This window comes from Lutispora saccharofermentans (assembly GCF_024363565.1).
Lineage (GTDB): Bacteria > Bacillota > Clostridia > Lutisporales > Lutisporaceae > Lutispora > Lutispora saccharofermentans.
Genome location: NZ_JAJEKE010000019.1, coordinates 15314 through 40720, shown reverse-complemented (window position 1 = coordinate 40720; position 25407 = coordinate 15314). Strand labels below are relative to the sequence as shown.

Sequence of the window (25407 nt, the reverse complement as noted above, 5' to 3'; positions counted from 1 at the left end):
GCTGCCCCTATATATCCTCTACCGGAGTCTTGATGCCGTCAAGCAAAGACTCCGCAAATTCATAGATGCCCCTGCCCCGGCTCACTCCTCTGACTATTATCCTGTGGTTAAGAACATAGGGAGCCATCTTTTTCACGTCTTCCGGAATAATATAATCTCTCCCCTGCACCGCCGCATAGGCCTGGCATGCCTTGAAGAGCGCTATGGAGCCTCTGGGGCTCACGCCCAGCTGCACCCTTTCATCGTTTCTTGCCGCATCAACAATATCCATGATATATCCCATAACGTCCTTTGAGGCCTTGACCTCAACATAACCCCTTTTTACATGCTCAATCTCTTCTCCGGATATGACGCACTCAAGCTTATCCAGAGGGTTGGAAGCTTTGCTCATCTGAATGATATCCATCTCCTCGTCCCTGCTTGGATATCCCATGGTGATCCTCATAAAAAACCTGTCCAATTGGGCTTCAGGCAAAGGAAATGTGCCGTAGGATTCTACAGGATTCTGAGTTGCCAGCACCATGAAGGGCTCCTGAAGCTTTCTCGTCACTCCGTCTACCGTTACCTGTCTCTCCTCCATGGCCTCCAGCAAGCTGGATTGTGTCCTCGGAGTGGCCCTGTTTATTTCATCGGCCAAAATAAGATTTGTGAACAGCGGCCCTGCCTTGAATTCAAAATCAAAGCTCTTCTGATTGTAAAAATTGATGCCCGTCAGGTCGGAAGGCAGCAGGTCCGGCGTAAATTGTATCCTTTTAAAATCACTGCCTATAGTTTTTGCAAAGGCCTTCACAAGCATAGTCTTGCCAACGCCGGGCACATCCTCCAGCAGTACATGGCCTCCGCATATAAAGCTTACGGCGACAAGTTCAATGACATCGTCCTTGCCCACTATTACCTTGGAAACATTTTCAACCACCTTATTCTTAAACTCTATAAATGCTTTTGTATCCATAATTCCTCCACAGCGTTTATTTTGCTAATAAGCTCCATAATAGTATTATACTACTATTATGTGATTTGCAATTATATTTTTTTGCCTATAGCTGCATCAAAATATACTGCTCTTCCAAAGCCTCAGCAACTATATTTTTTATGGTCATAAACGCATCAAGGTTGTCTTCAAGACTCAGCCCGTCTACCGTCAGGCTTCTCTTTTTGGTACAGCCGTCCACAGCGCCTGCATCAACCGCGCTTTTCAGCATTGCTATTTCAGTGTTTATATCATGAAGCAGCATCTTATGGCTCAACAGCGAAAGAGCAGCAGACAATGCATGTCCGCCCCAGTTTGATACCCCGGCTGCGATAAGGAAATCGGAAGCAAAAGCAGCACATATCAGCTCCCCTTTGTCGACTGAATTCACTATATAAGGGCGGATTTTGCCCATGCCTATCTCATTCCCGCCGTCTCCGATCCCTATTGTGATAACCCCTGCTTTTTTGGCCTCCTCAAACAAATCATCGGCAATGGGCGCCATATCGCTGAGATCCTCGCCCCTCATGGAATAGCACTTGCCGTCGGCAGCCCTGCCGGGCCTTTCAACAGCTATTATGTGAGAAGGCTTATATTTTTTCAGCAGCTTCTGTGAAAGCTGCGTGCTCATATGGCTTCCCATTATCTCCATGGCAGCGCTGACGCCCCTTGCCAAGGAGCACTGCGCCAATATATCCTCGGAATACTTGTCCGAAATAAGCACAACCCTTTTTCCCAGCTGCTCCAATGCTGCAGCTATGGAAACAGCACCGATAGGCCCATCGGTCTCGCCTATGCAGGCATCCTTGACTATAAACCCCGTAACTATAAAAATAGTGTCTCCCGCGATAAGGCTTCTGGCTGCTTTTTTAAGCTCACCTTCCAGAAAAGCATTCTCCATTCCTCTATAGCCAAGATTGGCTTTCAGGATATTTTCCAATCCTTTAAAATAGCCTTGATGCATACTCTCCGCTCCCTTTCAAAAAATCAAAAAACCCAGCATAACGATTGTTATCTGGGTCTTATTTACAGCTGTATACCGGTATGATCCATATACATGCAAACAAAACATTATATTCATTTTTCACATTGCATTTTTAGTATAGATGATCTTTATGTCAAATTCAATCGCTTTTTATAAAAGTTGCAATAAATACGTTACATAGCTTTTATCACTGAACTAACCCGCTCTAAGCCCCCCACCTCTATAGGCGGTGGGGGGCTTAGAGCGGCTAAGTCCAGTATGGACTCGACTAACATTCAGTGGGGGTTGAATCCCCCTCTGAATGAAGTCTCGTTCAAATTGACTGATAACGATTGCGAAAGCTCCGGTGCTAAGACTTTGTAAGCTTGCATAGGGTTGCGTCAAAACTCGCTTTGGCTCAAACAGTTGACGCAACTTGTCCTATACTTCGCTAACAAACTCTAAGCCCCTTCACGACGCACTCTTTTATCAGTTAGTATAAGCTTACTGCTGTAAAATTTTTAATGCGTTATATATAGCATCATATACTTATTTCTGGCATCTTTTATAGCCGCTATTACAGCCTTTTGAGCGATTCCTTGGAATCTGTCCTTTATTTCCCCGGCAATGAGCTCGATGTCATCTGACAGGTTATAGTCCAAAAGAATGGATTTGATAAAATCTGAAGTCATATCTCTTACCATATTGCATGTGACATCGATAATTTTTCCGCTTTCCTTCTCCAATATTATTCCTACGAAAAACATATCAAACATGGCGGAAATAGGATCATTGCTGCTGACCTTAGCCGTGCCCGTAATATAGATTGTATTTTCAGGATATATCAAATCCGTCACCCCCATGATAGATATTGATTCAATCTCCGCATTTCTAACTACATAATATTATCGGCAGATATTTTATGCAAGTTTAATTTCATCAAAGGAGCCCTCTCATATGTCATATATGTCGGAAAATTCTATGCTCACCCTCTCCATATTTGACTGCCTCGCTGCGGCTGTTTCCTTGCATTCGCCCTCATCCTCCGCCAGATATGCCGGCAGCTCGATTATGAATTCACTGCCCTTGCCGACCTCACTGTTTAAAGAGATCTTTCCTCCATGCAATTCTATTATCGACTTTACAATGCATAAGCCTATGCCGCTTCCTTCGCTTTTTCTTGTAAAGGATGAATCCACCTGCCTGAATCTGTGAAATACCGCTTCCAGCATATTCTCAGGTATTCCTACCCCCGTATCCCTCACAGATATTTCTATTTTTTCTCCCTTATCCCTTACATTTACCCAGATGCTGCCTCCGGGTGCCGTAAATTTTATGGCATTTGAGAGCAGATTTAACATAACCCGCTCTAATCTGTATGCGTCGCAGGCGATTATTTTTTCTTCGATATCCGTGTCAAAGGTCAGCGAGATGCCTTTGCTTTCTACGTGTCTGGCTGCAGATAATGTTATATCTTCGATTATTGCAACGATATCGCTATTTTTTAAATTCAGCTGCAAATACCCTGAATCGATCTTCGTAATATCAACAAGGTTATTCACCAACTTAATAAGCCTGTTGCAGTTTTGCTGCATGACTTTCATATATTTTTCAGACTGATCATAACGCCAGTATATTGAACTTCCCTTGTTCATATTGCTTATCAATTGTATAGAACCCAATATGGCATTTACCGGAGTCTTTAATTCGTGAGATACGGTACAAAAGAAATGATTCTTCAGTTCTTCCATTTCCTTGCTTTTTTCCAGCAGGGCCTGCTTGATCTCCATTTCCTTTTGCAGTTCTTCGATCTCTTCTCTTTTTTTAGATTCCACCTTCAATCGCTCTATCGCCTTTTCCAGCTTTCTGTTTTTTTCATTTAAAAGCCTGTTCAGCTCCCTTTGTACCAGGTAGGGCTGTTTTAAGCCAAACTCCGCCAGAGCTTTGTAAATAAAGTAAAAAGATATCAATTTGAAAACATGTCCAATAAAAACCGAAGGATCATTTATCCTAATATAATAAATAAAAAATATTTCAGAAAAAACAGCAGCAGTTAGAGACAGCAATAAAAAAATATTCATTCGCTTTGAAATGCTATGATTGTTTTTTTCCAAGCAATATATAGCCGAAAGCAAAACTATTATTATGATACATTCGCTTACTATTTTAAAGGGAGTTAAGCCTGAATTTTTCAAATAACATTTGGGGAAAATATTCCACCAAAATACGGAAAGCAATAGGATTGCAGTTATGCCGGAGTATATAGATATGATTCGTTTTATATTAAGTCTCATATCAGGAAATTTGAACGAGACTTCATTCAGTAGGGGATTAGCCGCCCTTTGGCACCTGCCGCCTATAAAAGCGGGGGACTTAGGGCGGGTTAGTCCAGTGTTGAAAGCAATTAGCAAGGATATGCTTTCCATATATCTTGCTATGACTCCCATCTGCGTTGAAAGATTGGCGCTGTCTTGGGGGAAAATACCCATACCCTTAAAGGCCAAAGCATGTAGAAAATTAAAACATGCAACGAAGCCATAGGCTATGCCCAAAAATACTATTCTGTTGTTTTTATTTGCCTCATAGGTGCTGACAGATATAATAGTCATATTAAAAGCAATAACAATGCCGAATAATTCTGTTACCGCATGAAACATCAAAAAATTTATATGTCCCAGATACATGATCCCTGCTAAAACCGCCATGTAGTCAAATGCCTTAGCATATTTACCCATATTAGGCACGCCAATGCTAATGCCTGCGTTTTTTAGGCTCTCCAATTGCTTTCCCTGCCTCCCGGTTATTCATAATATTACAAGTACAAACATATTATACTAAGTGCAAACAAAATATTTTGTCAAATTCTGTAGCTCATTCATCTTTTTATTAAAATATTTTTAATTTCGCCTGTACTTATCAAAATATTGAAAGCAGAAACCAGAATTATACATATTATAACAGTAAGTTAACTCGTTGTGGTAGCTGATAAAAGAGTATTTTGTGGAAAGGCTTAGAGTTTGTTAGGCATGCGAGTTTTGACGCAGCCCTATACAAGCTTACAAAGTCTTAGCCTTGAAGCTTTATACTTGTTATCAGCTACCACAACAGATTAAGTTAATTATGGAGAGGAAGGGCAATATGTATAATTACCCTATGTATTTCGCAAGGCCTGTGAAAGCAAACAAAAAAATCGGCTATATATTGGATTTTAAAAAGGGAGATGTCAACGGAGATAAAATTGTCGATTATGTGTATCTCATAGGAGACAAACCTTATGGAGATGAAAGCCCTATAAGAAGCAACATAAGGCTGAGAGTTATTGACGGTAAGACCAATAAAGAGACCATAATCCGCCTAAAGCAGAATACAGGATATAACCCGACATTGTTTTTAGGCGACTTCACAGGAGATAAAACGGATGATATCCTTATAAGCATGGATTCCGGCGGAAGCGGCGGATATGCTTATTATTATATTTACTCCTTCAAAGATGATCAGCCTAATAAGATATTCGATTTTGAAGCATTTGATGAAGAATATAATTATGAAGTGAATTATCTGGACGGCTACAAGGTTGAAGTGATCGCTGAAGAGCCGGGCACAAGGTATATACTGGATATCACCTATAAGGGTGAAGAATACTTATCTGAGATCTATGATGATGAATGCATGTTGAAAGAGCCTATAAGCGGCTGGGTTAATCCTCTTGGAGGCCTGTATCCTATAGATTTCCAGAGAGACGGAACTTATGAGCTATATGCGGAGCAGCGGATTGCCGGCAGGTATAATGCAGATGGGCTAGGCTATGTACAGACTTCACTGAAGTGGGATGGGGAGCGCTTTGTACCCTTTTATCAAACTGTGGGCATATATGGGGAAGAATAAGTCCTTCCCCATGACGGCTATATCAGATAATATTCCCAGCATGCCACTGCCTCCACCTGTTTAAAGCCTTCTTGTATATATAATGCCTTTGCCCTATCGTTATCTCCATTTACACAGAGCACTGTCCTGTCGTAGCTTTTATCCTTTGCAAATCTCAGCGCAGCTCTGAGAAGGCTCCTTCCCAGGCCTTTTCCCTGATACTCCGGTATTATTGCAACGGGACCTATGTTCATTATGGGCGAGCCTTCATAGTCATCATCTGCACACCTGACCACTCCTACAGGTTTTTCCTCATGATACAGTATCATTAAACCCCCTTCGATATAGTCACTGCCGGAGATGATAGCGGAAACCCCCTCCGGGGTTATAGGCGTTTCGCTTCCTTTAAGCTTTGCAAATGCCGCGTTCCTTACCTGGCACCAAATATCCTCATCATGTCCCGGCACAAAGGCCCTTAACTCATAATCCTCCGGCAGGCAGACCTCGGGCAGCTCCGGGTCCTCCCTGACAAGAAGGAAGGAATATCTCTCCACTCGGAACTTCAGTTCTTCGATGAATCTCATTAATTTTTCGTTGACCACAGGGACAAAAATAAAAACCTTATCCAATCCTTCCGCATGCTTTAATATGGCTTGCATGAGCATATTATAGCAATGGATATCGTCAACCTCCGAGTGAAATATTCTAAAGCGCGCTCTCCTGCCCCTCCTGTTATAATCATCAATTATAAGGGAGGCTGCTGCTTTTATCTCGCCTTTCTCATCAACAGCTATATAAGTAGGATTTTCATAATCGGGTTTAAAGTCCTTCAGATCCTCGTCATACAAAAAAGAATCATCTATCTCCATTTTATGCTTTTTACAGTAATCTACAAATGCCCCAATCCTCTCATCTTTTAAAGCTTCTATTTTCATACGATCTGCTCCCCTTTTACCAAAACCTGGTAAAGGCTGTTGCAAAATGATAATTTTATCATTCTGAGCACAGCGAAGAATCTTTAAGACATTGCAATAAAAAGATTCTTCAGTCGCTTTGCTCCTTCGGAATGACAGGCTAAATCCGTTATGCAACAGCCCCTACTAAATCATATTTATTAGAATTTTATGCTAAAGGATGTATTGTAATCTACTCCATCCTTAAATTTTTTATTCAGTTCTTCCAGGTTTGGATGCTTTATAGCACCATTATCCATTGACTTTTCAAACAGAACTTTAGCTGAGTCATTGCTGAGTATCGTATTTAATTCTTCTTCTGTCAATGGTAATAGTTTTTTAACATTATCTATATAATCTTTCGGAACAACAAAAGGCCAGTCGCTGCCCATCACAATATTGCTCAATCCCCATTTTCTCATCATTTCAGCTATTTTGTCGGCTTGTTCTTCAGTGATTGGCTCAAGCACTCCTTCCATTCTTTCCTTTTCAGTCACCACTACACCGGAAAAATCAAAGTATATGTTGTTTTTATTCAAGCTTGGATTCTTTTCATATTTTTCAATAAATGTAGAAAATACCTGCACCGCTGCATCATCAAATCCGCCCCAGCCCCCGAGGTGAGCTATTTGAAGCTTGAGGTTCGGTATTTTTTCTATTACCTCATCGATCAATATCTCTGCGTCTCTTTTCCCGAATTCAGGGCTTCTGCTTCTAAAATGGAGTAAAATAGGAATGTTTTTGTCTGCCGCGCTTTTAAATAGCTTTTGGATCTTCATCAAATGTTCAGGATTTGTTAAATCGACATCAGAATTTGTAAAATGCAATTTCAAACCGGGCAGCTTCAATTCATTATAGCATCTTTCCATTTCTTCTTCTGCGTACTCTCTCAATGGGTTAAAGCTAAAAAATCCGATCAATCTATCCGGATATTTTGCGGTCTGAATTGCCACATAATTATTTTCTTTTTTTACATCGTCATATTCGTCTTTTCCTGCGATTCCATCCATGCCCAATATGTAACTGTTTGAAACTACAAAAGCCGCATCGATATTTGCGCTGTCCAGCAAGGAAATAATCTTCTCACCTGAATATTCTTCAATAAGATTGCCGTTAGAAGTGTCTCCTCCCATTAGAACTTTAAAAATCTTAGAGAACTCACCGCTCATCATATGCATATGATAGTCTGATTTTATACTAGTAACCGCAACCTCACTTTTTATGATCTGTTCCTTTGCTTTCTTTATTATTTCATTAGCTTCTACTGCGGTGATATGCTTTTGGGGGCCGAATGTCCCGTCTTCAAAAGCTGTCATTATTAATCTGTCTTTCACTATACCTACATAATTCCTGGCCCATTCATCGATTTCACCAGCATCCGCAAAGCCGGAAGCAGAATTGGAAAGCTCATTATTTAAGCCGCAAGCCACTGCAGCTATTTTTGCAGCTTCTTGCCTTGTTATAAGCTTTTCAGGTCTTATGGTGCCGTCCGTATATCCTTGGACATATCCGGCCGCAACGGCTTTTCTGATTTCTTCATAGGATTCATCATCCTTAGTCAAATCCTTATACTCTTTGTCCGATACTTCAGTAAAGCCAAATGAAGCATTGACTGCCTTGAAGAATTCCAGCCTGGTGATGCCCTTGTTGGTTCCAGAGGCATCTTCGGCGAGTACAATGCTGATTGAGGAAGTCATCAATAAAGATATGATCAGGAAAAAAATAAGTGTTTTTGATTTTTTCATCGAATGCATCTTACACTCCTCCTTAGTATTTAAATAAATTTTTATAATATTGAAACTTATCTAGTAATATAAGCCTTAATACCCCTCTTGTCAACCTAAACTATTTCCATCTGTTTCCCCTATCTCATTTTAAGAAAAAGGAAACTGCTTGAGCTTGACAAGCATATACAAAGAGATCCCGCTTTCTGCCAAGCCTATCATGAAAAATATCACATGCAGAATATTGATCGCCTGCAGCATATAGCATTGGATCATTATCCAGGCCATCAATATGCATCCTGCCGCGCCGCTGATATAGGGATGGAGTTTCATCCTTCTTTTAACAAATACAAACGCAGCCAGATGCCCTAATCCGATGACAATAAATAAAAACAATCCCGGGATCAGAAAGCTGGTAAAAGGCCCCCTCCTTAAAAGCTCAGTCGACATCCCGAAGGAAACTCCATAAGGGTCCGTAATCCCCAGCATGCCGCCAAACAGTGCCCCTACACCAACAAAACAAAGAATAATTGAATGAATCCTATACAAGCCTTTCAAATGCCCTCACCTCACAACTCCGCATATTTGTCCGATGACTAAACGCTCGCACTCCTATTTTTCATTATACCAAAATTCTCATCTTCTGCATTATAGTTTGCTTATTATCAGATTGCCTGACTCATATTTTTTAAGGCCCTTGTAGAACATGCCATAGGCTGTAGCTATCCATAGGACCGAGACCCCCAGCACTTTCAGCAGCATAAATATCGAAAACTGCTTGATAACAGCTGCAGGTATATATACTATAAAGGCGGAGGGGATGATGGTATACAGTATAAACCTAACGCCGCCGCTGAATATTCCCTCAGGATAAATGCTGAAGGATATGAGAAACTCTATTGCCAGCTGGGTCAGCCCTTCCGTATTCCCTGTATAAAAGCTCAACGAGTGGAAGGACACCAGCACGGAAGCCAATATCAAGGCTCCTGTGATGCAGAACAATAAAAACAATAGGAAGCCTTTGACATCAAATCCCCTTATGAGAAAGAATATGATCATGCCGTACAATGCATCCCCCCATGCAGATACCACCGTCCTTGAGCAAGCTATGTTTACCAGAGGGTCCTTGGGCTGCAGCAGATATGTGTCCAGCTCACCGTTTAGTATCATCTTGGTTATATTTCCTACATTGCCGAAGACCACGAAACAAAAACCGAAGCTGGAAGAAGATATGGCCCACAGCATCATTTCATCCCGGAAGGTATAACCGCCTATGGTGCTCACATTATTAAATAGTATCCACCAAAAGAAGATAAAGGCTGAGTTGTTAAGCATCATGCCGAAACATTGGACAAGAAAGCTGGCCCTGTATTCCATAGCCGAGGATATATTGAATTTAAAATAGCAGCAGATAAGCCTTAGACTCTTTTTAACCTCCGTTAACATTCAGATTCCTGACCCCCTTTCCGTACAGACACACAGCTGCAGCAAAGAAAGCTCCCAAATACAGCAGCTGTATGGGAAATTGCCTCCAAAAGCTCACAAAGGAGAAATCGACAGCCAACCTTGCAGGGACATATGTCACATAAGCAAAGGGCATGTATCGGGATATGCTCTGGAGCCATTCCGGGAAAAGGTCTATAGGCATCAGCATACCGCCCAATGTAAATATCAATTTTGAATAAATCCAGAAAAAAGCGCTGTTTTCCTCCACCCAAAAGGAAGTCAATGCCAGGCACAGGTATATAAAAAAGTTTATGGCACAGCCTGTGAGCAAAGACAAAATGATAAAGGGCAGATTGATGAAGCTGAAATCTTCAATGGCTCCCGCATAGATCAATCCTATAGCCAATCCGATGAAGCTGTTGGATAAAAGCCTGGTGCCTATTTCCCCTATAAAATATGAAAAGCAATAAAGCACATAATTGTAGGGCTTATTCAGCAGATAAGCAATATTCCCTGTCTTTACATCATCGTTTACCTGGGTGTGCAAATCTGTCCTGGATAAGGTTACAAGCTCGGTAAAGATCAAGTACCATATCATTCCGTTCAAGGTGAGGTCTCCCATAGCGGCCGTAGCCTTTTGCGCATATATGTTTTTCCAGAGCATCAGATATATGAACATGATGAATATGAAGAATAAATTTTTGCTGAGAAAATTCCAAAAGTATACCAGGCTGTTGGACATTGTTATCTTTGATATCTGCAAATATTTATTGAGCGCCTTCATCCCGATCCCCTCCCTTATTCTGCTTATAGATGAAGGATATGATCTCCTCCAGGGGCGGCTCAGATATGATGATGTCCTCAACCTTGCCGCATTTTATCAGGCTTGACAGGACCTCCTCAATATCCTGCTTCGATGTGTCCACCTGGACCTTTATGGCATCTCCCCTGTTTTTCAGTATGTCTAAATCATGATTCCCTATTTCCACCGCCTCATTATATTTGATATGTATCACCTTTTTATTGAGGTAATCATATTTAAGCCTCTTGATGGTTTCATTGAGCACCACTTCTCCATGGTTTATTATGATGGCCCTCTTGCACAGCTGCTCAATATCCCCGGCATCATGAGAGGTGAGGAATATAGTGGTATTCTCCTCTTTGTTCAGCTTCAAAATAAGCTCCCTGATCTTCTGCTTTACCACCACATCAAGCCCTATGGTAGGCTCATCCAGAAATATTATTTCAGGCTCATGCAGAATAGACGCCGCTATCTCACAGCGTATCCGTTGGCCCAGCGAAAGCTTTCTTACCGGGATATCCATCAAATCCCCTATTTCAAATACCTCTTTCAGCAGTTCTATCCTTGATTTCAGCTTTTCCTTGTCCAGTTCGTATATGCTGCCCAGCAGGTTGAAGCTGTCCAAGGGTGGCAGATGAAACCAAAGCTGAGACTTTTGTCCAAACACCGTACCGATTTTATATGATAATCTTTTCCTTTGATTTGCAGGATCCATCCCCAGCACTTCTATGCTGCCGGAGGTCGGATGCAATATCCCCGTCATCATTTTTATGGTGGTGGATTTCCCTGCTCCGTTAAGGCCTATGAAGGCCAATATTTCACCCTCCTCAACCTCAAAGGAAATATTATTTACCGCATGGATCTCCCTGAAGGAAGGAGTAAAAATAGACTTCACACTGCCCTTTAAACCCGCTTCTTTAGTTTTTACCTTAAAGGTCTTGCATAGATTTTGAACTTTTATTACGCTCATGAATAACCCCTCCCCAATAAATAGGTAAAAAAATAAAGCCCCGGGACAAATCTCCGAACAGAGACTCGTCCTCCGGGCTTTTCTCCCAAAAGTGTAGATGTTATCCTGCATCGCTCGGACCAGACGCTATAAAGCCGGAACCCTAGATACACTCTCTTATGATATTGTATCATATTTAACATACATTTCAATACATATGTTCGTGAAAATGCTATATGATATTAGATCGTTGCTCTTTCTTCATCCTTGATTTCTTTAAAATATTTTCTATAAGACAGCATTTCATATACAAGCATTACCACCCATCCGGCAGCAATGGCATAGCATACGCTTGCGATGCCGAAATGGGGCGCAAGGATATAAGACAATGCAACCCTTATGATGATCTGTATGAAGGTAGCAAAAAATGTTATGCGCAGCTTGCCGATCCCTCTGAATAATCCTTGAAAAACATTGTTGATATTTGAAAGCATGTAAAAAAATGATATAGCTTTTAAGTATCCTATGCCTATGGATATGACTTCTTTTTCATCAGCGGAGACAAACAGCTTCATTATGCCTTCGGCTTTGAAGTATATGGCCAGGCCTATAATAATACTATATACAGCCATTATGGCAGCACTTTTCTTGAAGCCTTCCATAATCCTGTCCGTCTTGCCCGCGCCTTTGTTTTGAGCGGAATAGGTTGCAACAGATGCAGATAAGCTTTCGCCGCCCGCCATTACAAAGGAATCGATCCTTGTAACAGAGTTGTAGGCAGCTATGGCATTTGTCCCAAAGGGATTAACAACTCCCTGGACCATAAGCTTTCCAATATATATGCAAGTCTGCTGCAGCGCTGTCACCCAGCTATATTGGAGGCTTAGCTTCAACAAGTCTTTTTCCACCACAAGCTCATCCTTTTTAAGGCTGAGCAACGGAATTCTGGTATAAACATATGCCACGCATAATAAGGACGATATGCCTTGTGCGATCACCGTTGCAATCGCCGAACCGGCTACACCCAGCTTAAAGCCTGCAACGAAAACAATACATAACACTGCATTGAGCACACAGGAAATGATCAGAAATATCAGCGGTGTGTTTGAATCCCCTATGGCTCTGAGCGAGGATGAATAAAAATTATATAAGAAGGAAAAGATCAGCCCGCCGAATATTATCTTTAAAAATATATCGGCATCATCTAAAATCTCCTCAGGCGTACCTGTTATTATGAGCATCCATCTGGATAGAAGGATGCAAACAATAGATAATGCTATAGTAAAAATTATCCCGGCAATCAATGAGGTAGAAACCTCTTTTTTTAATTCATCATATTTCCCGGCTCCGAAAAGCTGAGCCATAAGCACCGAAGTGCCGATGCATATACCGAATATAAAGAAGATGGCAACAGACATAATCGGATTTGCAACCCCTACCGCTGCCAATGCGTTCTTTCCTATATATCTTCCCACTATTATAGCGTCCGTCGTATTATAAAGCTGTTGAAACAAATTCCCCAGCAAAAGAGGAATTGCAAACTTGATCAATATCCTCGTCGTATTTCCCCTAGTCATATCACCCTTCATGAAATCATACCTGCTGCATTATGCCCTTTCATATTTGTTCTTGTTTATTTATCATATATACTTTACATATTTCTATGCTTTTCGCTATATTCCTTCTTTAGCTGCTTTAAATGTTATTATTCTTGACACAGGATCACCTGCCCATCGCAATACTCCACCTGTCAACCAGGATATGTGGATAGCATTAATATTGTCCGGAATTTATACAACAGATACTGCCTTTGTTGGAATGCTTCATGATACTGCTGCAATCGGTGCAGTATCTGTAGCTTTCCCCATTTTCCTGGTAGTCGCTGCATTAGGTCAGGGGCTTGGAGTTGGATCTGCTTCATAAGAAGCATTATTGATTTCAGCGATAATGCCTTCAAGGTTTTCGATCAGTTCAATTTGCTTGCTTATTGCCATCAGAACAGCCGTTTCCAGAATATCAAGCCTCATGGTGTGCTTTTTGCATTTATCCTTTGACTTTCGCTTATAAGTAGAGCACATATAATATACATAGCTGCCCTTTGCAGAAGCTCCTGCGCACGGTTGAACACTGCTTGCTCCAAAATAGGCTCATGGGTATCTGGTACCTCATACCATTCATCCTCCGAGGTGGCAACTTTGTCGTGAACCTTATAGCTGATGACTTTTTGCCGCCCCTGTACCATTGTTCCGATATACATCTTGTCTTTATAGCTTTTTACAGCATAGATATTCAACCGCAAGGCGACGGTTTTTTATTTCCGTCGTGCGGTTCTATAATACATTTTTAGCAATTAAATCATTACTCTTTCTAACCATGCTACTAAACGACTTAACAGTTTATTCTTAATTGTTTCTGCTTGTTCCGCTAAGTCATAGGCTGTTATTTCAGCATTATCGGATTTTCCTATTATAACGGCAATATACCCACACATAACATTAGGGATATCAGATATATCAACTAAGGTTGTGTAATGTGTTTACGTTTCATGTACCTTTCCTTTTTAGAATCAAAAAGCCTGCCTGCTTTGATAAGACTATGTTATCAATAACAGCCAGGCCGTTTTTTAATATTAAGTTGTTAAACTCCTAAGAAAACCCTAAAATAAAGTTGATATTTCCCTAAGATTCTCCCGTTTGTAAATTTAAAGCTTAATAGATTTTTACGTTCATATTGTTTTAAGCATAACATGAAGTGCTATTTTGCCAAAGCAGGGATCTGACAATCCCATGAATTATCATTATTGTTGATATATCCAGTAAATCGATAAACAGGCTGATAAAATCCTTTTGTATCGTAAACATAAGCGAGCTTACATTCTTTTACCCACAGTGTATCTCCCTGCCGGAAGGGGACATATTGTTCAAAGTTTCCATCTTCAACCTTTTTAAAGGCTGCTTTGGGAGAAATAATTTCTTCCGTTGCTACATATTCATTCCAGCTGATTCCGTAATGCATGGAAGTAAGTTCCAAATTGCTATCAAACTGCATTAAGATAGAGCCGGATGTGAATGCGGTTTTGGCAATTGACAGGTCGTTCTCTTCCGGTGCGTCCCATCGAAGCGTATCGTTGTTTTGTATACTGAAAACAGCGGTATCAGGGAGCAGTCCACTTTCTTTCAGCCAGTTTTTATAAAAGTCTCCGTAGCTCTTCGCTGCTTCCTCTGTCAATGTAGCGGTATCACGCCATGTTGTGTAACGCCAATGTCCTGTCCTAAAAAAGAAGTTGAGTTGAACATCTTCACTATTGGGACTTTTGCCAGTGTAAACACGGTTTTCGCCTTCACGTCGTTGAACACCAGAAAAGATAACATCTTCCGATTCGGAAAGCTGAGCTATAATTCGTTCTATATAATCCTGATCCTCCGCATAGGTGTTTTTATATATGGAGGCCCATGCCGGTTGCTCTGTTAAGGAAAGGTCGGCTGTAAGATTAATCATTGACATATCCTGCTTTGCCGCAGGAAGAATAGGCATATTTCCGTAAGGCTGCTGCTCATAAACAAACGACACCGTGCCAATTATCATTCCAATGACACACGGGAGTATCAGCACTTTGCCTATGGGAACAAAACGAACGCGTCTTTCCCTAATAATAGAAAGCACTGCCATTATACAAAAATATCCAAGCATACTTCCAATGCAGTTGTGGAATAAGTCATCAAGTTCAAAAATCCCGGTTCCCGTCAATAATTGTACGATTTCAATACAGACAGTCAGCCCAATAGACACGAAAAGAGTTACCTTGAACTTCTCTGCCTTCTTCCAGAAAAGCGGTAATAAAAATCCCAACGGTGTAAACATCAGCATATTGAAGATAATAAGCTGCAATTCGCTGATTGACCACTTATTCCATGCGTTGACGTAGGCGCTGAAAAAGTCAATATTAAAGCTGCCGGTGAAGTTTGCACCGCGGCTTAAGGTGGTCAGTGCCAGTACCAGCAACAGCCAGCAGGACAAAAGAAACAGGATAATCCCCTGCGTTTTCGACATACTCTTTTGGCCATGAAACGCTTTTTTATATATCATGTAGCCGACAGAAATGGTAAGTGCCAATAAAAGGCCTCCGATGAGTGCAAACACACCCCATCGGAGCAATACTTGAAAAATTGTAATAATATCCATAAAACATCCTCCGCTTTTATACTGTAGTTGAAGGTAAAAGTCTTCGCAATTTATTAACTACAGTATATCCCATCTGTACCGTCTCAAATTTAATACTTCCTTGATAAATTCCTAAGAAAATATTAAGATGCGGTGTGATTTAACGGAAGTGTAATAACAAAAGAAGTTATATGTTCATGGCTTTCCACAGTAATTGAGCCACCATGTAAAATAATAATTTCTTTAGCAATTGCAAGTCCCAATCCTGCTCCCCCGGTATCACTTGCTCGAGCTTCGTCAAGACGATAAAACTTTTCAAATATAGCAGCACATTTTTCAGGCGGTATGGTATCGCCCTTGTTTTGAAATGTGATTGTTACGGTATCTTCGCTTTTTTGGGCTATGATGTGAATTTCTGTATTCGGGAAGCTATAAGCAGTCGCATTCTTCAGAACATTGGTAAAAACCCGCCCCAGCTTTTCAGAATCGCCATAGATCATTAATTCTTCGTCTGCATGTAAAACGGCAGTGTTTCCGTGGCTTGACAAAATGGGCAGCAGTTCATCGGTTAATTGTACCAACATATAGTAGAGGTCTATATCCGTTTTTTCTATTTGGATTTGTTGTAGATTATATCGGGTTATCTCAAAAAATTCATTGATCATTTTTTCCAGCCTATATGATTTATCGAGTGCGATATGCGTGCATTTTTTCCTCTGCTCCAGCGGCATATTTTCCACTTCTTCCAGCAAACTTAAATATCCTATTACAGAAGTAAGGGGAGTGCGAATGTCGTGGGCAAGGTACATCACAAGCTCGTTTTTACGTTGTTCGGCTGATTGGGCTTCCAGGTTCCGGCGTTCCAAGGTTTGTTTCATAGCGTTTAGCCTTTGTGTGATGGCAGTGAGTTCTTCCGGCAAGCGAATTTCCTCCGAATTGTCAATGAGAAGCATCCCTAGACTCTGCTCAACATCGGACAGTGGCTTGGTAACGTAGCGCAAAAATGCGCGGATTACGAAAAAAAAACCTGCACAGATAAGCAATACAATCAAGATGAAAAATGGCTTGTATATATTTTGTCCCACAAAAAAACCCATTTGAAGGAAATCTGCTGCCACCTGAGAAATCCATCTCCCGCCGATGCTGTTCCAATGCAAAAAGTATATTAGAACAAGAGCCAGAAGCAAGGCGGCTATTACTCCAATCAGGGCAAACAAAATTTTAATTTGCAAACGGGTATAATCGAACTGCCTTTTATTTTTAGTTTTCAATTTTATATCCTACTCCCCATATTGTTTTAATATATTTGGGATTTTCAACAGTATCATTCATTTTTTCTCGGAGATGACGGATGTGGACAGTGATCGTATTGTTGCTTTTGCTGTAATATTCATCCTTCCAAATTTTATGGAATAAATCCTCTGCACTTACAACATTACCTTTGTTCTCTAAAAGGATACGCAAAATTGAAAATTCCGTAGGTGTCAGTGTAAGCGGTTCTTCGTTTAAGAAACACTCATGTGTTTTAATATTCATTACAAGGCCGGAATGAAGGATGATATCTTTTTCCACATCTTCCCCATGCCCGGGGTTATACTTTTTATACCGCCGTAATTGTGCTTTCACTCGTGCTACGACTTCAAGCGGGCGAAAGGGCTTTGTGATATAATCGTCAGCACCCAATGTAAGGCCGGTGATTTTATCGATTTCTTCATCTTTGGCAGTCAGCATAATGATGGGATAGGTATGCCGTTCCCGTATTTTCTGGCAAAGTGTGAAGCCGCTGATATCCGGCAACATAATATCTAAAATTGCAAGGTCAACCTCCATCGCTTCAATGCAGGCAAGAGCTTCCTTTGCAGAATAAAACTTTAATACCTCGTAATTTTCATTTTGCAGATACACTTCTATCAAATCTGCTATTTCATGCTCGTCATCAACGACGAGAACCTTATCACTCATGATTTCAGCTCCTTTCAGGCAAACATGACACTTTACTATTTTACTAAATACGGCAACTATATTTCTGATTTATTTCATGAGAAGTTATTAAGATTTTCATAACACTAAAACTTTTTGTACTCGCCGTTCTGAAATTCCCCACTTTTTGGCGGCTTCCGTTGCAGGAATGTAATCCATATTAATTCATCCTTTATTTTTATTCTACTCTATATTATATACGGAAACCCGAACAATAGCGAGAATTCACATGATTTATTTAAATTAACTATATGCTATGTATAATCATATCCAAAAAACAAAGGTGAACAGTAAAATGTAATAACTTTGTGGTGTAATCCCAATTTTCCGGCAGGGAGAGCATGAGGGAGAGAAGCTATAAAAATATCACTTATATGGACAACCTTATTTTCCATTATTTCAACAGTAGCATTTGATATTTTGGCGGTAGGAAGACAGGGTGTCTTTCTCATAGCAGCCATACTGACATTGCCAGGATTTTTCGCAAAGCATATAAGCTCATTAACTCTATTTACAAAAATACTGCCATATAAGTTTCAGCCGGGATTATACGGAATTTTTTACACGCAGTTTATAGCAGAAACAGACATGCAAATGCTTGAGATAAGAAATAAGATTGATAAATGTGAATGAGCTTTATTTAGTTGCCGGCGCTGCCGGATACTTTGGGAGAACAATTGTAAAAAGACTACTTGAAAACCGCAATTTGTAGTAAGCAAATTGCGGTTTTCTTATAAAACTGTTAAAATGTTTGCTTAATCAGCCTTTATCTCTTGTACTCCTGTTATGGAGCTCTTTTCATCCATAACAAATGTATCTTTGGCTTCCTGGGTTGTGAAGTATACATTCCCATCAACCTTTGCTCCGACCAATTGGAAATTAGGCGCCGAAACATAAAGGTCGCCTTTGAAGGTTCCGTTTTGGATCCTTGCAGCCGGACTCTTTACAGTCAGCTTCGGAGCTGTCAAAGTGAAGGAATCGATAACCTTTTTATTTTCGTCCTGGGTATAAAGAGCCATCTTGCGTGCCGGCTTATCCTTATTAATGAATTCGCCGTCTAATACAAGCTCTTTGCCAGTATCAAAGTCTTTTTCAAAAGCGATAATCCAGGTGCCGTCTTTGCTGATCGCCTTTAATAGAGATGCTTCATCTGCTGCCATTGAAGCTCCGCTTACCGCATCAGCTTTCACTTCGGCAACAGCTTTTGCAGCTTCAACTATTGCAGAAACATAGCCGTATGTATCCACCAGCGTAGCTCCGCTCACTGCATCCACCATCTTATCGGCAGGAGTTGCTGCCAGAGTCTTCTCCAGCTCTGCTATCGTCTTTCCTGCCGCATATGCCTGGATAGCGTCCAAAGACTTGTCCACAGGTACTGTTGAGCCGGCCTTGGCCACCATGTTTGCGCTGTATGCGGCGGCATTTGCTCTCTTGGAAACCAGAATGTTTCCGTCTGCAATGCCCTTGCCGAAATCAGCATCTGAATTCGGTACTCCCTTGTATCCTTCAGGAGCCGTTATCTGATAATCATCCAATAGTGCAGCTGCAATTTTATCCCCTGCCATAGCAACAATCGCTACCGTATAGCATTTGGTTCCGTGTGCAGCAAATTCTACTTTCCCAAGCTTTACCGAGACTTTACCTGCTTCGGGAATCGGAGCAGGAGTGGGAGCCGGTGCGGCTGCAACCGGATTCAGCTTTGCAAGAGTTTTTGGCCCTACTATCCCATCAGCCTTAAGGCCATTTTTGCTCTGATAGCTCTCCACTGCAGCTAAAGTAAGCTTTCCAAAAATGCCGTCAGCCTTAAGATTGTATCCGTTGGTGTTGAGCGCTGTCTGCAAAAGCTTGACATCGCCACCGTATGAGCCAAAGGCAAGCAAACGTGCGATGCTTGTTGCAGTCTCTGATATGCCAGGTGTTTTTGGTGCAGCCGGCGTCTTTGGTGCAGCCGGTGCAGGCTGGTTGGCTTGTCCGGTGGCAGCAGAAACAACATCAACGCCGAATGGGCCGAATTTTGGACCGCCTACTGCGATAGAAAGCAATAAAATTGCGGCTAATAAATAGGATACTTTTTTTACACTGTTTTTCAAAGAATACCCTCCTTGTATTTATTTTGAAGGAATTGCTCCTATTTTGCTATATGCTGAAATTTACTGTAATAAAAGGAACACTCCCTTTCAATCTAGACTTTCCCATGCACTGCAGGAAAGGGCTTCAAATAGTTTCTATGCCAATTTTATACGTAAATATGTAATTCAATACTATCAATACAAAATGTATGCATTTATGGGCGATACTATACCTCCTCCCAAATCATGAATATGTTTGAGAAATAACTAACGATTAAATCTGCATAAACGCTGGTTATTATATTATATAATGTTTTTATTTGCATTTCAATGGATTAATTTAAATGTTTTTCTACACAAACTATATTCGTTTCTAGGCAAATATTATGCAATAAATTTAACTTTGAATACGAAAGATTTGCATTCTGATCTGCTCCGCAGCTCTTCTCATCATAATAATTCATATCACAACCAAAATATACAGAGCGAGAGACAGTAAATAAATGTTATAATCAAACTATATTAAAGCTTAAGGAGGCGATTGCCATGCCTAAATCTTATAATGAAATTTGCAAGGCTGCCAGATACAGGCTTACCGGCCATGGCGACAGGCGAATCGGTGCGCTGATGGAATCCTTTGAAAATGCGGACCCTGCTATGGAGACTGATATTTATGGGACCGGCAGTATAATCAATGATTTCGAGAAAGATATCGCATGCTTCCTCGGGAAAGAGAATGCCGTGTTTTTTCCCAGCGGAACCATGGCGCAGCAGATAGCTCTGCGGATATGGTGTGATGCAAAGGGTCTGAAAAATGTGGCTTATCATCCGCTTTGCCATTTGGAGATCCATGAAAAAGACGGCATGAAGATGCTTCACCATTTAGAGCCGGCTTTGCTCGGCACCAAAGACAGGCTTTTCAATATGGATGATCTGAAATCCGTAAATAAGCCGATCGCATGCCTGCTGATCGAGCTTCCGCAGCGTGAAATAGGCGGTCAGCTGCCTTCATGGGAGGAATTGATCAGTATTTCGGATTTCTGTAGGAATGAAGGAATAAAGCTTCATTTGGACGGTGCGCGCCTTTTTGAGGTACTGCCTTATTACAATAAATCTGCAGCCGATGTCTGCAGCTTGTTTGACAGCGTCTACATCTCCTTTTATAAAGGCCTGGGGGGAATTGCCGGAGCTATGCTTGCCGGAAGTGCCGAATTCACCGAGAATGCTAAGGTATGGAAAAGAAGGCACGGCGGCGATCTGATAAGCCTGTATCCCTATATCATCAATGCTGAGCATTGCATGAACAAACGCATAGGAAATATGAAAAAATACTGGCGGCATGCTTTAGCCGCAGCCGAAAGATTAAACAAGCTTAAAGGCGTGAAAACTGTACCCGAGATGCCGGTTTGCAATATGTTTCATGCATATTTTGCTGCAACTAAAGAAAATCTGGAAAGCATATTTGCTGATATTATAGAGAAATACGATCTTGCTATAGTAACAAATTTCAAGGAAATAGACGGCTCTACCTGTAAATCTGAATTGTCCTTTGGCGACAGCTTCGAACTCATTCCTCAGGAAATTTTGGATAAGGCCTTTGACCGGCTGGAGTCGGAGTTTATCAAGCTTATGAAAAAATAGGGGCCGGACCGGCCCCTATTCGCGCAATATCTCACAGCTTCTGAGCAATACCTTTCTGCCTCTCCAGCCGAAAGCTCTTTTCCCATACCTTCTTATGAATTCCTTGTTGGAAATCCGGCTGAGCTCTTCGCAATCAACATTGTATATGAGATCTTTCTTAAATTCTTCCATTATTGTTTTCTCAACCTTTTGATTATGAGGGCATACATCCTGGCAGACATCACAGCCCCATACCAATCGATGCTTCTTTAATATCTCTATATCCTCACCAGTAAGCTCTTCCTTCTTCTGGGTTATATAGGACTTGCATCTCAATGGGTTTATCGTGAAATCTCCCAGTATGCACTGCCCGGGACAGCTTCTCACACAGTTAAAGCATTTGAGGCAGGTCCTCTCCTGGGGTTTATCCGCTTCAAAGGGGTAATTGTTGAGTATATAGCCGATAAACACATAAGAGCCATATTTGTCCGTTATTATGTGATTATTGATCCCCCAAAAGCCAAGGCCGGCTTTATAAGCCAGATACCTGTCGCTTAAGGGACCTGCATCCACAAAAGCCTTATAATGAAAGCTCTCTATTTTCCGGTCTAAAAATCTTCCAATGGCTTCAAGCTTTTCCTTGACTATTATATGATAATCCATGCCATAAGCATATTTGGACAGGTTAGCTCCCTCTGCGTTCCCCGTATAATAAGGGAACAGGCATACTATGACGGATTTCACATCCTCCAGGGTCAGGCTCGGGTTTATCCTTCTTTCAAAATCCTTTTCCTCAAGACCTGATATATGCCCTCTTTCGATCTGCTTCCTCCATACCTCCCGAAAATCATCGTAAGGTCCGGTCGGGGCTATTCCTGCATATTCTATATTTATTGAATTGCAAAACCTTAACAGTTCTTCCTTCATCTGCATCCTTCCAGTCACCTTTTACTCAAATCTTAAATTTAACTCGTTGTGGTAGCTGATAACAAGTATAAAGTTTCAAGGCTAAGACTTTGTAAGCTTGTATAGGGCTGCGTCAAAACTCGCATGCAGCGCTTGTCATTACTGTTAAAATTCAAGTAAGTTATGAGAGTTTTAGATTTAACAGCATATAGGCTCAAACAGTTGACGCAGCTTTTCCTATACTTCGCTAACAAACTCTAAGCCTCTTCACAAAATACTCTTTTATCAGCTACCGCAACAGATTAAATTTCATACTATCTATATAATATCAAAAACCGTCATAATTTACTTGAATTTAATATCATATATTGCTATATTTATTTGTGAAATACAGGCAGGATGGGGGGAGAAAATGATTGAAGTTGAAGCTTTGAGTAAAAGCTTTAAGGTTGCAAAAAGAGGAGCCGGTGTCGGTGCCGCATTAAAATCCTTGTTCAAACCTGATTATTCCAGAGTTCAAGCCTTAGAGAACATTTCTTTTAAAATTGATGAAAGCCAAATAGTAGGCTACATAGGGCCTAATGGTGCAGGCAAGTCAACTACAATTAAGATCATAAGCGGAATTTTAGTCCCTGACAGCGGTAAATGCAATATCCTTGGCAACACTCCCTGGAAAAATAGAATCAAGCATGTTAAGAATATCGGTGTAGTTTTCGGCCAGCGCTCTCAGCTTTGGTGGGATGTTCCCGTAATTGACTCTTACAATTTGCTTAAGGATATCTATAAAATTCCGGATAAAGATTTTAAAAATAATCTTGAATTGTTGACATCAACTTTGGATTTATCTGGGTTATTGACGACTCCTGTGCGCCAATTAAGCCTTGGTCAAAGAATGAGATGCGAAATTGCTGCCTCTTTGCTTCATAGTCCTAAAATTTTGTTCCTTGATGAACCTACAATAGGGCTTGATGCGGTTTCTAAAATTGCAGTGCGCAATTTCATTAAAACCATAAATAAAGAAAAAAAGGTTACTGTTATATTGACAACCCATGACATGAACGATATTGAGGCTTTGGCCGACAGAATAATACTGATAGGAAAGGGCAGGCTCCTGCTTGATGGCAATTTGACAGATTTAAAAAATAAATATGTGACTCATAAAACCTTAACCGTTTATTTTGCTGAAAACCATGAGGATATAGATATTGAAGGGACAACCATTCTATCTAAATCCAGGGAAAGACTATCATTATCTGTGGATTTAAATAAGATTAAAGTGTCAGAGGTTATAGGCCTGTTATCAAATAAACTGGATATCATTGATGTTTCTGTGGACAGCAGGCCGATTGAAGAAATTATAGTTGACTTATATAAGGAATATCAGATATGAAGGCTTATTACTCTTTATTTAAAATGCGATTGCTGAAGGGATTGCAATATAGGGTTGCAGCGCTGGCCGGGGTTTGTACTCAATTCTTTTGGGGTTTCATGTTCATAATGATTTTTGAAGCCTTTTATAACAGTACAACGGCTTCCCAGCCCATATCCTTAAGGGAATTGATTCAGGTATTATGGCTGCAGCAAAGCTTTCTGGTTTTTATTATGTTATGGTATAGGGATACCGAGCTTATAAATCTTATAACCAGCGGCAACATTGCTTATGAGCTTTGCCGACCGGCAGACCTATATAATTTATGGTATGCGAAGCTTATAGCTCAAAGGCTCTCCGGGGCAGCTCTCAGATGCTTCCCCATAATAATTGTAGCTTCATTATTGCCCTATCCCTATAATTTTTCTTTACCCCCGAGTTTTACATCCTTCATACTATTTCTAATCACCTTGACATTAGGCCTGATTTTAATTGTAGCAATTTCCATGCTGATTTATATATCTATTTTTTACACCATGTCTCCAACCGGCTCTCTATTGATTATGGGTACATTTGGTGAGTTTTTTTCCGGTTTAATCATTCCGGTGCCGTTGATGCCAGACGGTTTAAAAAGGCTGGTATACCTGCTTCCCTTCAGATATTCCTCCGACTTGCCCTTCAGGATCTATGCCGGGAACATAGGAATAAAGGAAGCCGTGCTCAGCATTGGTGTTCAAATCCTATGGATAATTCTTCTCATAACCTTAGGAAAGCTCTGGATGAAAAAAGCTTTAAGAAGAGTAATAATCCAAGGGGGTTGATGCTGATGAAGCTATACTTAAGATATATCTCAATATTATTTAAAAGCCAAATGGAATACAGGACCTCCTTTATCCTTCTTTCCATAGGACAGTTTTTCGTACCCTTTTTAGTCTTTGTTTCTATATTTTTATTTTTTCAAAGGTTTCCTAATATAGCCGGCTGGTCACTTTATGAAGTAGCCTTATGTTATTCCGTCGTTCATATAGCCTTTTCCTTAAGTGAGTGCTTTGCAAGGGGTTTCGACTCTTTTTCCTCCTTGATCATTAATGGCGACTTTGACAGGATTCTGGTCAGGCCGCGTACAACAATCCTTCAAGTTTTAGGGTCAAAATTTGAATTTACAAGGATAGGACGTCTTGCACAAAGCATCATTGTACTGATTTTTTCATTAGTTAATATCAATATTGCTTGGGATCCATATAAGGCAATAACTTTAATACTCATGATAATAAGCGGAATCTTTATTTTTGCAGGAATATATATGCTCGGCGCTACCCTATGCTTTTGGACGATAGAAGGCATAGAGGTGGTTAATATCTTTACGGACGGCGGCAGGGAAATGACACAATATCCATTAAGCATATATAAGGAATGGGTAAGAAAATTCTTTACCTTTGTTATTCCCTTCGGAACAGTAAATTACCTTCCCCTCATGTTTGTATTGGACAAGGCTCAGGAAAATAAGCTTATATATATGTTTGCTCCTCTTCTGGGAATGCTTTTTATAATCCCTTGCATTCTCATATGGACTTTAGGTGTTAAGCATTATAAATCAACAGGTTCATAATTAAAAGAAACATCGGAAAGC

The 25407-nt window shown here is 40.7% G+C and carries 24 protein-coding genes; 5 read left to right on the top strand and 19 right to left on the bottom strand.

Going from position 1 to position 25407, the window contains the following annotated elements:
- Nucleotides 1–7: 7 nt before the first annotated feature.
- From LJD61_RS16920 to LJD61_RS16905, 4 genes are all read right to left on the bottom strand, one after another.
- Nucleotides 8–952, bottom strand: a complete 945-nt coding sequence (locus LJD61_RS16920) for an AAA family ATPase (RefSeq protein WP_255228732.1) — start codon at nucleotides 950–952, stop codon at nucleotides 8–10.
- Nucleotides 953–1037: 85 nt separating this feature from the next.
- Nucleotides 1038–1934, bottom strand: coding sequence for a DUF4392 domain-containing protein (locus tag LJD61_RS16915; protein WP_255228731.1), 897 nt, complete (start codon nucleotides 1932–1934; stop codon nucleotides 1038–1040).
- A 521-nt stretch (nucleotides 1935–2455) separates the two neighbouring features.
- Nucleotides 2456–2782 (bottom strand): DUF3870 domain-containing protein, encoded by a 327-nt coding sequence (locus LJD61_RS16910; RefSeq protein ID WP_255228730.1) that lies wholly within the window; start codon nucleotides 2780–2782, stop codon nucleotides 2456–2458.
- A 105-nt stretch (nucleotides 2783–2887) separates the two neighbouring features.
- Nucleotides 2888–4714, bottom strand: a complete 1827-nt coding sequence (locus LJD61_RS16905; RefSeq protein ID WP_255228729.1) for an MASE3 domain-containing protein — start codon at nucleotides 4712–4714, stop codon at nucleotides 2888–2890.
- Between the two features lie 358 nt (nucleotides 4715–5072).
- Here LJD61_RS16905 and LJD61_RS16900 point away from each other — a divergent pair, with 358 nt between their 5' ends.
- Entirely contained in the window at nucleotides 5073–5819 is a 747-nt protein-coding gene (locus tag LJD61_RS16900) for a VCBS repeat-containing protein (protein WP_255228728.1), read from the top strand.
- Nucleotides 5820–5836: 17 nt separating this feature from the next.
- Here the strand turns inward: LJD61_RS16900 and LJD61_RS16895 are convergent, their stop codons facing one another.
- The 14 genes from LJD61_RS16895 to LJD61_RS20390 form a co-directional block, all read right to left on the bottom strand.
- Complete coding sequence (locus tag LJD61_RS16895; protein WP_255228727.1) at nucleotides 5837–6733, bottom strand: GNAT family N-acetyltransferase; 897 nt, start codon at nucleotides 6731–6733, stop codon at nucleotides 5837–5839.
- 179 nt (nucleotides 6734–6912) lie between these two features.
- On the bottom strand, nucleotides 6913–8505 hold the full coding sequence (locus LJD61_RS16890; RefSeq protein WP_255228726.1) for an S-layer homology domain-containing protein: 1593 nt from the start codon (nucleotides 8503–8505) through the stop codon (nucleotides 6913–6915).
- A gap of 120 nt (nucleotides 8506–8625) precedes the next feature.
- On the bottom strand, nucleotides 8626–9033 hold the full coding sequence (locus tag LJD61_RS16885) for a hypothetical protein (protein ID WP_255228725.1): 408 nt from the start codon (nucleotides 9031–9033) through the stop codon (nucleotides 8626–8628).
- Between the two features lie 90 nt (nucleotides 9034–9123).
- Complete coding sequence (locus LJD61_RS16880; protein ID WP_255228724.1) at nucleotides 9124–9921, bottom strand: ABC transporter permease; 798 nt, start codon at nucleotides 9919–9921, stop codon at nucleotides 9124–9126.
- On the bottom strand, nucleotides 9905–10705 hold the full coding sequence (locus tag LJD61_RS16875; RefSeq protein WP_255228723.1) for an ABC transporter permease: 801 nt from the start codon (nucleotides 10703–10705) through the stop codon (nucleotides 9905–9907). The genes LJD61_RS16880 and LJD61_RS16875 overlap by 17 nt, the downstream gene beginning before the upstream one ends.
- Entirely contained in the window at nucleotides 10689–11693 is a 1005-nt protein-coding gene (locus LJD61_RS16870) for an ABC transporter ATP-binding protein (protein WP_255228722.1), read from the bottom strand. Before LJD61_RS16870 ends, LJD61_RS16875 begins: the two co-directional genes overlap by 17 nt.
- A 221-nt stretch (nucleotides 11694–11914) precedes the next feature.
- The gene (locus tag LJD61_RS16865) at nucleotides 11915–13261 is read right to left on the bottom strand and encodes an MATE family efflux transporter (RefSeq protein WP_255228721.1); all 1347 of its coding nucleotides are present in this window, start codon (nucleotides 13259–13261) and stop codon (nucleotides 11915–11917) included.
- A 303-nt stretch (nucleotides 13262–13564) separates the two neighbouring features.
- Nucleotides 13565–13750, bottom strand: a complete 186-nt coding sequence (locus LJD61_RS16860) for a hypothetical protein (protein ID WP_408615717.1) — start codon at nucleotides 13748–13750, stop codon at nucleotides 13565–13567.
- Nucleotides 13696–13965 (bottom strand): recombinase family protein, encoded by a 270-nt coding sequence (locus tag LJD61_RS16855; RefSeq protein WP_255228719.1) that lies wholly within the window; start codon nucleotides 13963–13965, stop codon nucleotides 13696–13698. The genes LJD61_RS16860 and LJD61_RS16855 overlap by 55 nt, the downstream gene beginning before the upstream one ends.
- Before the next feature lie 57 nt (nucleotides 13966–14022).
- Nucleotides 14023–14184, bottom strand: coding sequence for a hypothetical protein (locus tag LJD61_RS20830; RefSeq protein ID WP_255228773.1), 162 nt, complete (start codon nucleotides 14182–14184; stop codon nucleotides 14023–14025).
- A 242-nt stretch (nucleotides 14185–14426) separates the two neighbouring features.
- Nucleotides 14427–15854, bottom strand: a complete 1428-nt coding sequence (locus LJD61_RS16845) for a VanZ family protein (protein WP_255228718.1) — start codon at nucleotides 15852–15854, stop codon at nucleotides 14427–14429.
- 122 nt (nucleotides 15855–15976) lie between these two features.
- Nucleotides 15977–17104, bottom strand: coding sequence for a sensor histidine kinase (locus LJD61_RS16840; protein WP_333783144.1), 1128 nt, complete (start codon nucleotides 17102–17104; stop codon nucleotides 15977–15979).
- Nucleotides 17094–17795, bottom strand: a complete 702-nt coding sequence (vanR, locus tag LJD61_RS16835) for a VanR-ABDEGLN family response regulator transcription factor (protein ID WP_255228717.1) — start codon at nucleotides 17793–17795, stop codon at nucleotides 17094–17096. Before vanR ends, LJD61_RS16840 begins: the two co-directional genes overlap by 11 nt.
- Before the next feature lie 773 nt (nucleotides 17796–18568).
- Nucleotides 18569–19903: a peptidoglycan-binding domain-containing protein gene (locus LJD61_RS20390; protein WP_303740807.1), complete on the bottom strand. Its 1335-nt coding sequence runs from the start codon at nucleotides 19901–19903 to the stop codon at nucleotides 18569–18571.
- 525 nt (nucleotides 19904–20428) lie between these two features.
- Between LJD61_RS20390 and LJD61_RS16825 the strand changes: the two genes are divergently transcribed.
- Complete coding sequence (locus LJD61_RS16825) at nucleotides 20429–21523, top strand: threonine aldolase family protein (RefSeq protein WP_255228716.1); 1095 nt, start codon at nucleotides 20429–20431, stop codon at nucleotides 21521–21523.
- Between the two features lie 15 nt (nucleotides 21524–21538).
- Here the strand turns inward: LJD61_RS16825 and queG are convergent, their stop codons facing one another.
- Nucleotides 21539–22429 carry a tRNA epoxyqueuosine(34) reductase QueG gene (gene queG / locus LJD61_RS16820; RefSeq protein ID WP_255228715.1) on the bottom strand — a complete coding sequence of 297 codons (891 nt, stop codon included), beginning with the start codon at nucleotides 22427–22429 and terminating at the stop codon, nucleotides 21539–21541.
- Nucleotides 22430–22820: 391 nt separating this feature from the next.
- Between queG and LJD61_RS16815 the strand changes: the two genes are divergently transcribed.
- From LJD61_RS16815 to LJD61_RS16805, 3 genes are read left to right on the top strand one after another with little or no spacing between them, the layout of a single operon-like run.
- A complete protein-coding gene (locus LJD61_RS16815; protein WP_255228714.1) occupies nucleotides 22821–23798 on the top strand; it encodes an ABC transporter ATP-binding protein in 978 nt (325 codons plus the stop codon).
- A complete protein-coding gene (locus LJD61_RS16810; protein ID WP_255228713.1) occupies nucleotides 23795–24598 on the top strand; it encodes an ABC transporter permease in 804 nt (267 codons plus the stop codon). Before LJD61_RS16815 ends, LJD61_RS16810 begins: the two co-directional genes overlap by 4 nt.
- Nucleotides 24599–24603: 5 nt before the next feature.
- Complete coding sequence (locus LJD61_RS16805) at nucleotides 24604–25386, top strand: ABC transporter permease (protein ID WP_255228712.1); 783 nt, start codon at nucleotides 24604–24606, stop codon at nucleotides 25384–25386.
- The last annotated feature ends 21 nt before the right edge of the window (nucleotides 25387–25407 follow it).

Coding starts and splice junctions, on each gene's coding strand:
- LJD61_RS16920 (WP_255228732.1), bottom strand. CDS start 952: ATGGATACAAAAGCATTTATAGAGTTTAAGAATAAGGTGGTTGAAAAT.
- LJD61_RS16915 (WP_255228731.1), bottom strand. CDS start 1,934: ATGCATCAAGGCTATTTTAAAGGATTGGAAAATATCCTGAAAGCCAAT.
- LJD61_RS16900 (WP_255228728.1), top strand. CDS start 5,073: ATGTATAATTACCCTATGTATTTCGCAAGGCCTGTGAAAGCAAACAAA.
- LJD61_RS16895 (WP_255228727.1), bottom strand. CDS start 6,733: ATGAAAATAGAAGCTTTAAAAGATGAGAGGATTGGGGCATTTGTAGAT.
- LJD61_RS16890 (WP_255228726.1), bottom strand. CDS start 8,505: ATGCATTCGATGAAAAAATCAAAAACACTTATTTTTTTCCTGATCATA.
- LJD61_RS16880 (WP_255228724.1), bottom strand. CDS start 9,921: ATGTTAACGGAGGTTAAAAAGAGTCTAAGGCTTATCTGCTGCTATTTT.
- LJD61_RS16875 (WP_255228723.1), bottom strand. CDS start 10,705: ATGAAGGCGCTCAATAAATATTTGCAGATATCAAAGATAACAATGTCC.
- LJD61_RS16870 (WP_255228722.1), bottom strand. CDS start 11,693: ATGAGCGTAATAAAAGTTCAAAATCTATGCAAGACCTTTAAGGTAAAA.
- LJD61_RS16865 (WP_255228721.1), bottom strand. CDS start 13,261: ATGAAGGGTGATATGACTAGGGGAAATACGACGAGGATATTGATCAAG.
- LJD61_RS16860 (WP_408615717.1), bottom strand. CDS start 13,750: ATGTGCTCTACTTATAAGCGAAAGTCAAAGGATAAATGCAAAAAGCAC.
- LJD61_RS16845 (WP_255228718.1), bottom strand. CDS start 15,854: ATGGATATTATTACAATTTTTCAAGTATTGCTCCGATGGGGTGTGTTT.
- vanR (WP_255228717.1), bottom strand. CDS start 17,795: ATGAGTGATAAGGTTCTCGTCGTTGATGACGAGCATGAAATAGCAGAT.
- LJD61_RS16825 (WP_255228716.1), top strand. CDS start 20,429: ATGCCTAAATCTTATAATGAAATTTGCAAGGCTGCCAGATACAGGCTT.
- queG (WP_255228715.1), bottom strand. CDS start 22,429: ATGAAGGAAGAACTGTTAAGGTTTTGCAATTCAATAAATATAGAATAT.
- LJD61_RS16815 (WP_255228714.1), top strand. CDS start 22,821: ATGATTGAAGTTGAAGCTTTGAGTAAAAGCTTTAAGGTTGCAAAAAGA.
- LJD61_RS16810 (WP_255228713.1), top strand. CDS start 23,795: ATGAAGGCTTATTACTCTTTATTTAAAATGCGATTGCTGAAGGGATTG.
- LJD61_RS16805 (WP_255228712.1), top strand. CDS start 24,604: ATGAAGCTATACTTAAGATATATCTCAATATTATTTAAAAGCCAAATG.